This window comes from uncultured Streptococcus sp. (genome assembly GCF_902463925.1).
GTDB lineage: Bacteria > Bacillota > Bacilli > Lactobacillales > Streptococcaceae > Streptococcus.
Map to the genome: position 1 here is coordinate 60,510 of NZ_CABQHE010000008.1, position 14,001 is coordinate 74,510.

Annotated in this window: 13 protein-coding genes and 1 pseudogene; all 14 read right to left on the reverse strand. The window is 39.5% G+C overall.

Going from position 1 to position 14,001, the window contains the following annotated elements:
• Positions 1–64: 64 nt before the first annotated feature.
• The 14 genes and pseudogenes from tet(M) to RDY04_RS07135 all read right to left on the reverse strand — a co-directional run bounded on the left by tet(M) (position 65) and on the right by RDY04_RS07135 (position 13,774).
• On the reverse strand, positions 65–1,984 hold the full coding sequence (gene tet(M), locus RDY04_RS07070; protein WP_303951150.1) for a tetracycline resistance ribosomal protection protein Tet(M): 1,920 nt from the start codon (positions 1,982–1,984) through the stop codon (positions 65–67).
• 15 nt (positions 1,985–1,999) lie between these two features.
• Positions 2,000–2,047, reverse strand: a pseudogene (locus RDY04_RS09630) (hypothetical protein); the annotation flags it as partial.
• A 313-nt stretch (positions 2,048–2,360) separates the two neighbouring features.
• Positions 2,361–3,296, reverse strand: coding sequence for a conjugal transfer protein (locus RDY04_RS07080; RefSeq protein ID WP_001863540.1), 936 nt, complete (start codon positions 3,294–3,296; stop codon positions 2,361–2,363).
• A complete protein-coding gene (locus RDY04_RS07085) occupies positions 3,293–4,294 on the reverse strand; it encodes a lysozyme family protein (RefSeq protein ID WP_000769868.1) in 1,002 nt (333 codons plus the stop codon). The genes RDY04_RS07080 and RDY04_RS07085 overlap by 4 nt, the downstream gene beginning before the upstream one ends.
• Entirely contained in the window at positions 4,291–6,468 is a 2,178-nt protein-coding gene (locus tag RDY04_RS07090) for a CD3337/EF1877 family mobilome membrane protein (protein WP_000804748.1), read from the reverse strand. The genes RDY04_RS07085 and RDY04_RS07090 overlap by 4 nt, the downstream gene beginning before the upstream one ends.
• A 2-nt stretch (positions 6,469–6,470) precedes the next feature.
• Positions 6,471–8,918, reverse strand: coding sequence for an ATP-binding protein (locus RDY04_RS07095; RefSeq protein ID WP_000331160.1), 2,448 nt, complete (start codon positions 8,916–8,918; stop codon positions 6,471–6,473).
• Entirely contained in the window at positions 8,902–9,294 is a 393-nt protein-coding gene (locus tag RDY04_RS07100; RefSeq protein WP_000723888.1) for a conjugal transfer protein, read from the reverse strand. The genes RDY04_RS07095 and RDY04_RS07100 overlap by 17 nt, the downstream gene beginning before the upstream one ends.
• An 88-nt stretch (positions 9,295–9,382) precedes the next feature.
• Positions 9,383–9,880 carry an antirestriction protein ArdA gene (locus RDY04_RS07105; protein WP_000342539.1) on the reverse strand — a complete coding sequence of 166 codons (498 nt, stop codon included), beginning with the start codon at positions 9,878–9,880 and terminating at the stop codon, positions 9,383–9,385.
• Between the two features lie 116 nt (positions 9,881–9,996).
• A complete protein-coding gene (locus RDY04_RS07110; protein ID WP_001009056.1) occupies positions 9,997–10,218 on the reverse strand; it encodes a hypothetical protein in 222 nt (73 codons plus the stop codon).
• A gap of 42 nt (positions 10,219–10,260) precedes the next feature.
• Entirely contained in the window at positions 10,261–11,466 is a 1,206-nt protein-coding gene (gene mobT / locus RDY04_RS07115; protein ID WP_000398284.1) for a MobT family relaxase, read from the reverse strand.
• 22 nt (positions 11,467–11,488) lie between these two features.
• Positions 11,489–11,641, reverse strand: coding sequence for a hypothetical protein (locus tag RDY04_RS07120; protein ID WP_000879507.1), 153 nt, complete (start codon positions 11,639–11,641; stop codon positions 11,489–11,491).
• 2 nt (positions 11,642–11,643) lie between these two features.
• Entirely contained in the window at positions 11,644–13,029 is a 1,386-nt protein-coding gene (locus RDY04_RS07125) for an FtsK/SpoIIIE domain-containing protein (RefSeq protein ID WP_000813488.1), read from the reverse strand.
• Positions 13,030–13,057: 28 nt separating this feature from the next.
• Positions 13,058–13,444: a YdcP family protein gene (locus RDY04_RS07130; protein WP_000985015.1), complete on the reverse strand. Its 387-nt coding sequence runs from the start codon at positions 13,442–13,444 to the stop codon at positions 13,058–13,060.
• A gap of 15 nt (positions 13,445–13,459) precedes the next feature.
• Positions 13,460–13,774, reverse strand: a complete 315-nt coding sequence (locus tag RDY04_RS07135) for a YdcP family protein (RefSeq protein WP_000420682.1) — start codon at positions 13,772–13,774, stop codon at positions 13,460–13,462.
• Between the last annotated feature and the right edge of the window lie 227 nt (positions 13,775–14,001).

Consider the following 14,001-nt stretch of genomic DNA (forward strand, 5'->3'; position numbering starts at 1 on the left):
TTTATTAAAAAATATTTCATCTTATTTAACAAGAAACCATATTTATATAACAACATAAAATACACTAAGTTATTTTATTGAACATATATCGTACTTTATCTATCCGACTATTTGGACGACGGGGCTGGCAAACAGGTTCACCGGTAGTAACATGGTACCCTTTTAACTCTGTTAAACAAACACTACGTCCATTTGTAAAGAAAGTTAAATCACTACGATATTCTTGAATACACCGAGCAGGGATTTCTCCACTAAGAATGACCTCATTATTTTTCAATTGAGTGTCTACGATGTTCGCACAATATTTAGGAGCATCGTTGTATGCTCGTGAAAGATATTCCTGTGGCGCATAAATTTTAAAACTAAGATATGGCTCTAACAATTCTGTTCCAGCTTTTTTTAAGACTTGTTCCAATACAATAGGAGCAAGCATCCGAAAATCTGCTGGGGTACTAACAGGGCTATAGTATAAGCCATACTTAAAACAGATTTTACAGTCCGTCACATTCCAACCATACAATCCTTGTTCACAGCCATAGCGTATCCCTTCCATAACTGCATTTTGAAATGATTGATTTAAGTATCCAAGAGAAACCGAGCTCTCATACTGCATTCCACTTCCCAACGGAAGCGGTGATACAGATAAACCAATGGAAGCCCAGAAAGGATTTGGCGGCACTTCGATGTGAATGGTATATTCTGCATTTTTTAACGGTCTCTCCATATAAATGACTGTAGGCTCTTTTAGTTCTATCTCCACATGATACTTTTCTTGCAACAGTGCACTAATCACTTCCATTTGTACTTTCCCTAAGAAAGAAAGTATAATTTCATGTGTCGTAGAATCCACGTAATATCGTAGAAGCGGATCACTATCTGAGATTTCCAAAAGGGCATCAAGCAACATTTCTCTCTGTTCAGGTTTACTCGGTTCAACAGTTGTTTGTAGTAGAGGGTGCGGATTTTCAATCTTTTTTCTCTGTGGCAATAGTTTTGTATCTCCAAGAACACTATTTAACTTCAAAAACTCATTTTGCAAAATAACAATTTCTCCAGAATAAGCTCTATCAATCTTACATAATTCACCATTTATTGAAGTATACATTTCTGTAATTTTTATTTTTTCCTTTTCCGATATTCTAACCGAATCTCGCAAATGCAGTACGCCACTATAAAGGCGTATATATGCAAGACGTTGTCTTTTTTTTGTATATTCAATTTTGAAAACAATTCCGCAAAGTTCAGACGGACCTCGATGTGTTGATGAATAAAATTTATTCGTAATAACTTCTATAAGGTTATCAATCCCTATATTACTTTTTGCACTTCCATGATAAAGAGGGAACAGAGAACAATTCTGAAATCTTATGCTTTCCTCTTGTTCGAGTTCCAATGCTTCTAATGATTTACCGGACATATATTTCTCTAAAAGGTCATCGTTTCCCTCTATTACCGTATCCCATTGTTCAGATTCGGTAAAGTTCGTCACACACATATTAGGATACAGTTCTACCTTCTGTTTGATTACAATTTCGGCAGAAAGTTTCTCTTTAATATCCTGATAAACCGTTGATAAATCAATTCCATTTTGGTCAATCTTATTGATAAAAAAGATTGTGGGAATCCCCATTTTCCTAAGTGCATGAAATAATATACGAGTTTGTGCTTGTACGCCATCTTTTGCAGAAATCAGTAGAATTGCCCCATCTAAAACTGATAATGAACGATATACTTCTGCTAAGAAATCCATATGTCCTGGCGTGTCTATGATGTTCACCTTCGTATTTTCCCACTGAAAAGAGGTTATTCCTGTCTGAATTGTAATTCCTCTCTGACGTTCTAAAAGCGTATTATCCGTCCTCGTTGTACCTTTGTCCACGCTTCCTAATTCTGTAATCGCTCCACTGTTATATAATAAGCTTTCTGTTAAGGTAGTTTTTCCTGCATCAACATGAGCTAAAACTCCAATATTAATAATTTTCATGTGATTTTCCTCCATTCAAAAACCCAAAAGGGCATAAAAATCCCAGTGATAAATACTTTTATCACTGGGATTTTTATGCATAACCATAGGTATACAAAGCATACAGATATTCTCTGGATACTTTAGAATCACATGATAAAGGTATTCTTAAACTGGGTACAAAAAACTAAGCCCTCCTAAAAAAGGACATCCAATTATTTGTTCCCACTATCAAATTGACAGTTTATTTAAGAATACCTTGCCGCATATTTATTAACTCCTTTTAAATAGTCACTTAAATTATAGCACGTAAGAGCATATTTGTAAAGGAATCTCCAATTTTTTATCAAAAAGAGTACATGATTACAAAGTATCTGTAATCATGTACCAATATTTGTTATTTTACAATCTTCCAATTACTCCCGTTCTTTTCAAGTACCAAATCAAATTGAGATACCTGCGTTGCTTTGGTCTGCTGGTCGATATACTCCACTGTCAGCGATACCGTGACTTGATTATCCTTACGATTGTGAATAGGATTTACCAGTTCTTGAAAGATGTACTCTTTTCCGATTGGTTTTAATATCCCGTCATTCACATAGTAGGAAAGTTCACTGGCTGTCGCTGTAGGATAGAGCTTGAAGAACGTCGTTAAAAACTCATTGATTTCATTGGTTGTAATGGAATCAACCGTCCCCTCACTTTCAATGGCTTTTGGTTTATAACTTGATTTCTTAGGTATGTTGGTAATGGTCGGATTCTTAACCAGTACCATATTTCCAGAACCATCTACATAGACACTCACTATATAAGCAGAGTGGACGGTCTTTGTATTTTCTCCCTCTGTAATGAGCTGGTCTACACTGTAGGTTACATTAAACTCATTGTCGCCAGTTGGCTCTACCGTCCATATCTGAAATCCTCTTACAGAAGACGATACAGGAATATCTTTGCGTACTGTATCAACATTGAGAGCTTGAAGTTCATCTGTCAGATAGCCTTTTAGACTTTCCATTCGATTATCAATGGACTTATCGGATTGCTCCCATGAATAGTAGACTTTCGCAAAGTTCTCTACAAAATTTTCTACATGATGAGTATCAACGTATTCCTTTTCTATGATAGTTGTTTCGTGAATAGTATGAGTATCTATAGCTGTAAAGTGCTTGAATATCGCAAAGCTGAAACTAAGCCCTAAAAGTACCCACAAGGCAATCACAACCTTTTTATGAGGATTGACCTTATAGTAGACACGAGGTTTCTTTTCCTTTGGTATCTGTTTTTCTTTATTCTGATTTTTTCTAAATTTCATCATTAAATCTTCCTTTCTCATTGTTTGATTCGTCCTGCTCCCACTAAATGCTGTTGCCAGTAGGGGCTTGTTAAGTCGGCATAACCGATTGGGTCGCCTGCATGAAACATACGGTTATTGCCAAGGTATATCCCAACATGAGTAATATAAGAGCCAGCGTTATAGGTAGAATGAAAGAAAACCAAATCGCCAGCTTGTGCTTCCGATAGTGGGATATGCTGGGTCACATCATATTGCTGTTGTGCGGTTCGTGGTAAGTTAATTCCAGCTTTTCCATACGTCCATTGTGTCAGTCCGCTACAATCAAAAGAAGTAGTCGGGGAAGCTCCACCGTAAACGTATCGCCAGCCCTCATATTTCAGTGCTTCGTCCATGATGGCTTGTACCGTATCATCATCAAACTCTGTTGTGACAAGATACTGCGTTACCAGTTGCACATAAAACATATTGCCATAGTTGTATCGCCAGCCCCCATTGATAGGTATGGCTATGGGATTGGGGTAAGACACTTTTTCGCCACCTGAATACTCTTTTGAGAAACTTTGAGCCAGTTCAAAGGTATATTTATTTCCACGATTAGCCACATACCCTAAGAAACCACCACCATAATTGTAGGACTGGATAACCGATTCTAAATCTACACTGAGCCTTTCGCTACTGGCTAATAATTCACTGAAATACTTCACACCTTGCTTAATGGATTCTTCTGTACTCAATGAATTAGGTGGAAGACCGAGGGATTCCGAGGACTGCATAACATCTTCCGCAGTACCGCCCGATTCCACCTGTATAATCGCAAGAAGTATGTTGACATATTCTTCAACGCCATATTCTTTGGCATATTTTTCTACCATAGGCTTATGAGCCAGCACTTCTGCGGAAACATTCACACCTCCATAATGAATATTGGAAATTCCGCTGTCCTGTTCATCTGAAAATAAAATGGCAACAAACAGAAGCAGTGAGAAGACCATCAAGAATAATCCAGAACCACCAATCACTAAAGTTTTCAACTTCATGGTTTCTTACCGACTTTCTTAATGGTGGCGGTTTTGATTGGTGGTCTACTTCTTGTATTTTGTAGTGGTACTCTTTGAACAGTAGACGGACGTTCTTTTGTGATTGGACGTTGTGAAGTTCTATCTGCTGTAGTGGTTGAAGTTGCTGGCTTTTGAACGGTTTTTTCTTGAACGGTATTGCCTTGGCGTTCCACTTTTGGACTTGAAAAATCGGACTTAACTGCTGGACGCTCTTGTTTGGCTTGTTGAGATTCCTTATATGAAGTCTGAATATTAGACTGTTTTGAGGTCTGTTCATCATGATATTGTTCTTGTCTTGTAGTCGGTCTTTCATGAACAGAAGAAGCAGGCTGTTTTTTCTGTTTGACCTGTTCCATTTCAGAGCGACGCTTCGCAATGGTTTTTCGCCTTTGTTCCTGCTGTTCCTTGCGTCCACTGGCTCTGTCCGCTTTGGTTTGAGAAATACTACTGGTTAAATCACGGACATTCTCTTTTACTTTGGATTTTCCTTGATATACTGCATATCTTGCATTGGTCGGCAAATCTTTAACCTGTTCTTTCAAACCACTAGCAGTGTCTACCATTCTGTCTTTGGTATCAGCTACTGTACCGATGGTTTGACCGATACGTTTTCCAAGTGTTGATTTTTCCTTTCCGTCTGGTCGGGAGTGATCTGCTTGTGTCCTTGCAGAACTCCCCGAACCCGACTGTCCTTTTTTACCTGTAACAATGGCAGACCCAGCCCCTAGAGTAGTCATGGAACGTCCAAGTTTCCGCTGTAGACGGTGCATGTGAGCGTGCATAAGCATACGAGGTTTTCTCATCACACGACTTCCCACACTTTGAGAATCGTTACTCTGTAGAGAAAACATACTCATTAAATCGCCCAGCTTGAAGTAGATTCCTGCAAAGGTCACAATCTGTAGAAAAGCAATCAAAAAGAACGGATAACCAGCCGATAAGGTATAGAGCATGGTTGAAATACTAAATGCTGTCGTAATAATCAATGTGATTCCAGCTCGTGTCAAAATGGTATTAAAGAGCTTTGTTATGGCTCGTTTTGACATACCATCAAATGATGGAATCATGCTTAAAATAAAGCTCACAGGCAGAAACATAGCATAGATGATAAAAAGTACCTGCGAGAAAATCATGATTCCTGTTAATAGGAATACAAATATGGAAATCCCAATATTGAAGACAAATAGGAAGAAGACTGTACCTAAACGGTTAATGGTCTTTGTAATGGTTAGATTGGTATTGCTTCTGTCTTCAATTTCTTCCGCAACAATTTTTTCTCTGTCTTCGCCATTGTTGGAATCTGGGCTGGTGGAGAGCAGGCTTTCCACACGGTCAATACCGATACTTTCAATGTCTGAACTGTTGTATTGAAGCAGTAGCCACGGTTGCTGAACCTGTATGGAAAACAGGCTATCTCTGATTAAGTCCACGCTGTCCTTGCCTTGACTATCGGAATGGGGCATGACAATCTTCGTGCCAAGTGATAAACTGGCATTACTGATGTCTGATGAAAAGTCATTGATTTTTTTAATGTAGTCGGGAGCGTAGGCAATAAAGGAAGCCGATAGGATAAACACCAGCACAAAATTCATAATGGCATGAATTGCCTTTGTGGTTTCTCTCTTTATCAGTCCCGTATAGGCAACATAAACCCCAAGAACCAAAATCAAGAGTAAGAGGAATCCAACATAGAAACCCTCTGTTGAAAATCCGTTTGCACTCACACCAGCTAAGGTCTGCATATTCTTACCAATGGAATCTGCTGTAGCGGAAATGAAGTCTAAGGAATAGGCTTCCTGTACTAAGTAACCTGTCGCATTGGAAACATACAAACTGATTGTCCAAATAAAATTGGTAATGGCATATAGTCCATACATGACCTGTTTTCCAATCCCGTCCGACCAGTTCCACGGAAGCCAGCCCCAGCTATTATCCACATAAAAATCCAGTTGATAGTTTTCAAGTGGGTATCGGCTGTATTCATTTGCCACATTGACCGTATCATCTACCAAGCCCGCAGCTTGAACCACCGTTCCCAGCATGGCTAAAAGAAAAATGGCAATCACAAGTGTGAAAGCCACTGTCATTGCCACTTTACCTAGACGTTTCAGCGTCCAGTTTGATTTTATTCTGTTTACTATTGATGGTTTCACATTTACACCTCTTTTCGCACAGGTGGTCTGGTATCAAAGGCATGGAGCAGTTCTTCAAATACAGGGTGGAACTGTATCACACCGACACGACCATATAAATCACTGATAAGGCATTGCCCGTTTTCCAAATCACGCAATCGCTTCTGATTGTTTTCGTCCTCTGGGTCTACACCAAAAAAGGCTAAGGTCTTTTTAATCTCGTTAAGGTCAGTGGAACGAAATGCAAATTTTAAGCCGAGGTTATTTTTCAGTTTTTCATCTAAGAGGTCGTCTGTATTTTGGGTCACGAAATATACCCCAGCGTTCATAGCACGACCAGCCCGAACCAGCTTCATAGATAGTGTTTTTCCTTGTGCTACCTGTAAAAAGCTCCATGCTTCGTCTAAATCTACAATCTTGAAAATGCTTCGGTCTGTATGGATAAAGTCTAAAGCAAAGGTACTAATGACAATCAGCATAGCAACGGATAAAAGCTCCATAGTGGTATATTCCTCAAAGGAAGTTTCCTTGTCGGGAAGTACCAAGTCCGCAACCTGTATAATGTTCAGTTGTTTTTCTAAGCTGATAGACTGCTCCACATAACCATTACTGAATAATAAATGTGCAAAGTCATAGTCTGTAAAACTTTCGATATGGTCGGCTATACTGGTACTTAGTGGCGTATTCTCAACCCGTAATTCCTCAATCACTTTCATCAACCCTCGTACTTCACTATTGGTTACTGCACGAATGGCTTTTCTAAGGATTGGGAAGCGTTCCCCATCACGAGAGGAAATCCCCGTAAGGAATGTCAGAATATCAATAGCCAGTGATTCAGAATCTTTGGGATTTTTCATAATCACATAAGGGTCAAGTAAGCCTTTGTTTTTCTCATCAGAAGTCAGAGTGACGATATTGATTTCATGGGAAATCTCTGGCAAGGTTTCTTTCCATCTGCCACGTTCTGCTTTTGGGTCTACAATCACTGCTTGTGCCCCATAAAGCACCGCATAATAGACGATAAGGTTATTCGCAAAGGATTTACCACCACCCAGCGAACCAACAAAAGCCGACGCTAACGCATTGGTTACTGAACCCTTAACCCCTTGACTGGCAAGAGCAGGTTTCAGATAGACATTGCGTCCAGTATCTAAGCTGTAGCCAACATAAATCCCCTCATTTTCCCCCAGCATTTGAGTAGCACCAAAACCTAAACCAGCGAGGAAATCAGAGGTCACGTATTGAATATAATCATTCATATAACGCTTGCTGGCAGGTAAAAATTCTTCATGTAAGCCGAGCATATCCCCAAATGGTCGTACCAGTTTTACGCTTAAATCGTCATAAAAATCTTTCACTTCATTACAACGACGTTTGAGTTCGTCAAGATCATTTGCTGATACCCTTACCACATAAGACAGCTTGTACATAGATTCCTTGCTTTGGTCTAAATTGGTTTCCAGCTCATTCACACTTTCCAGAGCTTCCGCCACATTGGAGCTGGTTTCATTATCACTTTGCCAAGCGTGGTTATCCAAGTCTTTCAGTTCTTTCTTTTTATTGCGGACAGTAGATAGGGCTTTACGATTCGCTACAATTTCCACATTCATTGACGTATCAATCGGGAATGTAAATTGCTGTTGCTGGTAGTAGAAGATTTCAGAGGACGGGAAGTCCAGTTCTCCGACAATGCTGTTAATGGTAAAGTAAGCTACATAGACGGTTTCATCTTCCTGCTGGATTTTCAAATATCGCTGTTTTTCTTCCACCAAACAGCGAGTAGGCTTAATCAAGTCATAGTATTTAATCAGCGTTTCATTATCCAGCTTTTTCTTTGATAGATGGTACTCATACTCTTCATAGGCAGTGCCTGTCTGTCCGTAAAGGTGTTCAATCAGATAGCCGAAGTCGTCCTTATCTAACCTGCGGATTTTGAAACGACGAGAGATTTTATTTTCTAAGAGCTTTTCCATCTTCTGAAAACGCAGGATTTCATCATTACTCATACTAACAAAATCGCCCATCAGCTTATGGTTCACATCATAGACAAAATCAGACAAAGCATTTTTTGCTTCAACGGTAAGACTTTTCATAGAAAACTCCTGATCGTTGAGAAGCAACTTAAAGCCGATAAAGAAACGGTAGTTCACTTGATTTTCGCCAATCATGGATATTAAAGCGTCTGTCTGTTGGTCGATTTTGTCATAGGCAACCGCTTTGAGCTTGCCAGTGACTTCATTTTTGGAACGCTCTTGTGCAGAACGTATGCTGGATTCTGTACTGATTTGTAAAGCATGAATTTTGCCATCACGATTTTGTGCGATAAGCTGTCTGAAAGAATCATGCACTTGTATTTTCTGTTCTGGACTTAGAAATGAGTAATTGTAAGGAACAAGCTCATAGTAAGCATAACATTCCCCGTCTTTATTCCAGACGAGATTGTTTTCAATGTATTTAATTGGATATGCCATAAAATTCACTCCTAACTGCTGTAATGGCTTCTTGTGGCTGGTTTCTGCCAAGCGTTACTTTTTTTCCTGCATAGGTCAGCTTTGGTCGCAGTGCATAAGCAATGACAGACTTCAAAAATCCATAAGGCTTTTTACCATCAAAAGTTTTTGTAGACATAAACCATGTGAAAGCCACAGGAATCCCAAAGTATTTGAGAAATGCTCCCTCTATCATGGAAAGAGGGGGCAAGTTGCCAAGTATCATCACTGCAAAGAGTGACACGACAAACCATGTCATTTGCGTAAAGGTTATGGGAAACGGAAGTCTAAAATCATTGATAGAATACAGTACCTTTTCCACAGACCAGATACTGGTATAGCTTCGTATTTTCTTCATGTAATCAATCCTTTCATAAAAAATAGGGGTAGCTGATTGAGCCACCCCGTAAAATAGAAAATCTGCCAGTAGTAATGTACCGACAGATTTAATAGACGATTTCAAAAATCCCATGATTGGTTGAGATAAACGTTCCTGAAAGGTCTAAATCCCGACCATAGGCTTGATAATCAATATAGTTTTGAAGACTAGCTGGTACTTCGCCTAAAGCACCCGTTTCTTCAATGTAGTAGCGTGCCACGTCATACATATCATCACAATCGGAATGAATGATAATATCCTCTTGATGTTCGCTTAGTTCTTCAATGCTTGAAAAATGAGTGAGCAGAGCAGATAGCTCCGATTGTAATTCTTCGGGTAATTCCGATACCATTTCCCATAGTCGATTGAGTTCGCCAATGGAAGTGTATTCGTCAACCGTAAAGGGTAACTCGTAGTCATGAATGGCGTATTCCTCATATTCATCATTCAAGCCGATTTTCTCTTTGACTTCCTCAAAGTCAATGGGAAAGGTAAACCACGCACCGACCAATTCGCCCTCATTGTATTTGCCTAAATTCGCAATATAGACTTGCATATCGTCCATATATTCACGTCCTTTCTTTGTAGAGATTCAAAAATCCCTACCGCACTTCGTTTGGTGTACCATTCCTTTGCGGAACATAAGAAAACCACTTATATTCCACAAAAGAACGGTTTTATTTAAGCACCAATAATGCGATTGAATAGCTCTAGTAAAATGTCTTTTACTCCAGCAGCGTTGAAGACTAAGCCAACCGCAATAATCGCAATAATTAAAAAGCCAATCAGTTTGCTAAACTCACGCTTGAAGCCAAGATACAAGCCAATCACAACGATTGCTAAAAGCACCAGTGATTGAGCGTTTGATAGAAACCAGTTATAAAGGTTTTGTCCAAAATTCATAAAAATGTTCTCCTCTCTATATTCAATGAATTTGTATTTGAGTTATTTTTTTGTTGTTATCACGTCCTGTTCTTTTACTGACTGTTGCTTCAAAATCTGCTTGTGTCGGTCTGTCAGTTTCGCATGGTCGAGAATGTCTTTTACAACCTGCGTCTGGTTGATTTCATCAAGTTTAATCGCAACCTTTAAGGTCGGGGCAACTTGATGAGATAGCCAGTTCAGCGTCCTTTGGAAGGAGTAAGGCTCTGGTTTTGTGGTTAGTTTTAATCGTTCACGATTGTTCCCAATAAACCAAGCCCATTCTTCATTCAGTTTCCAATCAGAACGAGGTTTGGAATCGTCTTTATCTACAAAACGGATATACCGATTGATAATTTTAAAGGCGGTATGCTCTGGATTGTCATAGACGAGTAAATCACGGACTGCATAATAGGCACGCTCATTTTTCAATCGAATCTCAAAACGGTTTTTTACTTCTGCGTCTTCAATGGGAATATCATTTTTCTTGTACTGCTCGTAGTCCTTTTCATAGATACAGAAATAAACTTCACTTTGTAATGAACCGATATAGAGGGTGTTTCCCATACATTCCTTTTCCTCTTTGCGTACCAGTTCGCCACTGCGATAGCTTTTAAAACTGCGGAAGACGGAGATACATTCTTCCTGTTGGCACTTTTCAGTGAGTACAGGGATATTCAAAATCCCTGTCTTATCGTTAATGGCAAGGTCAAGGCGTTTCATCACACCGCCAGCCACCAAAACGTCCATAAAGAACTCATACCAGCTTCTTTGTTGTGCCAGAAGATAGCTTTCAAATTGTCTGCACCCACGACCTTTCAATTCCACCAGAACTCCTTTGTCCAGTTCATGGGAGCAAAGGACGAATATGTCGCCTAAAGCATAATGCTCTGAATAAGAATAGAAACCATAGTCCTCATGAAGAAAATAGGACAGTTTCAGTTGTAAGATGTTTTCGACCACCTGCTGTACGTCTGTTGTCGGAAAGCGAATCCTTACATAATCAAACAGCATTTCAAGGGGAGCGTCGGGATTGAAGCGTTCCAGAGCTTCCCAAAGGGACTGCTGTAAATCCTCTGATGGCTTGACTTTTCCTGTTTCAATATCGCTTAGATACTGCCTTGTAATACCAGTCGCAACAGCTAAACGGTTTTGAGATAGTCCATAAGCCAAGCGTTTTTCTTTTAAATGCTGTAACCAAGTTTGTTCATTCAGTAAAAATCCCTCCAATCAAAAAGGCGTATGTCAACTTTTAAAGCCCATTTGACATACGCTGAAATTTTGTAAATCCCTTGTAACCAAAGGATTTTCTAATGTTTTTTTGACTGTTTCCTGTCGATTTGTACCCCCCTGTTAGATACGGGGGGTTAAGTGCTGGCGTGGCTATTGCCACACCAGCCAGCAAGATCAGTCCACACCTGCGACTTCCGCTTCGCACGTCGCCTGCGTGGACTGTCTGCTGTTGGATAACTTTTTAATTTCCTCCAAGAAATCATATCCTTTTGGTACAAGGGGAGTATAAAACTCTGATATGACACTTGTTCCTACATCAACATAGCCACGACCTTTGATTCGCTTTAAGAAGAAATCCTTTTGTACGTCACTGCCAAACATCATGCCATAGCCCATTTCAGACATACGACCTAAAGCCACTCTGAAATTAAACTGATCACGGATTCCGTCGCCTAAATATTTTGCGTCTGGACGTTGACAAGCCAGTATTAGAAAGAAGCCAGCTTGACGACCTAACATGACAATCTGTTTCAGCTTATTCATAACTGCGGTGTTTTCTTTTGTTCCCAGCATTTCCATGAAAGCGACGTATTCATCAAAGATTAAGAAGTGTGCCGGGAGACCTAAGTAAGCATAATTTTTGCCAGTCTTATAGTTCTTCATCTGCTTCATTTCCTCACTACGTTTCATCATTTCTTCATAGAATGTTTCAATGCAAGAAAGCAAGTCTTCTTTTCTATAGTAGACATTTGCCATCACAGAACCTAAGTCCGCAAGGTCAGCATTTTTCGGGTCAAGAATATACAGTTTTGAATCTGTATGAAGCAAGGCTTCAATCAGTGTCAGTATAAAGTAAGTTTTACCGCCACCTGTACCACCAGCAATCAACATATGAGGGAGCTTATCATATTCCCACCATACGTTTTTCATTAAGCGAAGTTTACCATCTTTAGCTTCTACTTCATCAATAGAAATACGACTGGCTATGGTGTCATAGAGCAAAGTATATTCCACATAGGAATCCTTTAACTCTTTATCCGTCAGCTCACAGTACAAGCCACTCTCTAATTTCTTTTCCAAGTGTAAGAGTTGGTCTTGATATTTTCCCAGCGTGATTTCCACCCGTATCTGTATCAAGCCATTTTTAAGTCGATAATACATTTTAGGGAAGTAGGTTATCTTTTCCTTTGTACGACCAGCACTATCTTTAAAGAAACCCTCTGTTTTGACCTGTTCAGATTCATACCACTTGTTTTCAAGTATCATCTTTGCCAGTTTTTGACGGTGGTAAAGTTGTTTAACCGTATCATAGCGAACCCGTTTGAATACAAACGCTACCAGCAAGCAGATAAGAATTGCGACACTGAAACTGATAATTAAATAGGGAATGTCAATCTTATCTGCTTGTGATAGGTTAAAATCCTGCCAGTTGATCTGCTGGATTGTCTTCACATGAAACAGTCCGACAACCAGCAGGAAAACAGGCAGGAGTGACGCTATCGTAAAATGAAAGACTAAATCTTTACCAGATGGGCGAATCCTTTTACCACGCTGTTTCATGCGAAAAAGTCTCCTTTCTACCTAGCGACTATTTGTCTTGTGTCGGTTCTTTCTTTGCTTGTGGTTGAGCTTTGAATGAACTAGAATCCTTTGTCAGCACAATATCGTCTGCCTTGATATACCAGTCAACATCTGCTCCTTGATAGGTGGCAGTAGCAACGGTGTCCGCAATGGGATTGATAAGTTCCACCCGTGCGTTATAATCAAACTCTTTCAAAGGCACGCTGGCAGGAATACTTACTTGAATCATGCGTCCTTGTCCTTTGGATTTTAAGTCATAGGTACGTTCCTTGATTTCATCTGAAACCGACCCGTCTTCATTTTGGATTCTCACTTCACGACGTAGAGCAGAGAATTTCAATTCTCCAAAAGTCGTGTCTTTATCTAATACAATGCCATTTGCTAATCTCATCATTTTTCCTCTCTTTCTTTATTCTTTTATCATGTCGTCAGCATGTAAAAGGTAATTTGTAAAACCACGAGTGCCGATTTTGTAGCCCTCTGCGGTAATACGTGGATTGACTAACTTCACACGTTCCTCAAAGCCGAAATGTTTTTCGCCAGCTTCAGCAGGAAGCACCACCACAATATCATCTGCTCTTTGAACATCAGAATAGAGATTATAGCTTCTTGATAAGACAGTTAGCCGTCCGTTGATTCTTCGCTGAACGACTTTATCCTCGCCAGCAAATTCTAAATTGCCGAATGTTTTTTCCATGTTGGGAATCACAAATTTAAGTTCCATATTTTTACCTATCCTTTCTTTTTTATTGGCTGAATGAATGTTTGATGGTCTTAAAGAGTGGGGAACGACCTTTTGATTCTTGATTTTTTGTTTTCATAAGTTCACTTCCTTTCAAAATCGGGTAAAAAAATAGACACCTCATTTTTTGAAGTGTCTACCTATTAAATATTCAAATTTTATTGGAAGTATCTTTATATCTTCACTTTTCAAGGATAAATCGTCGTATC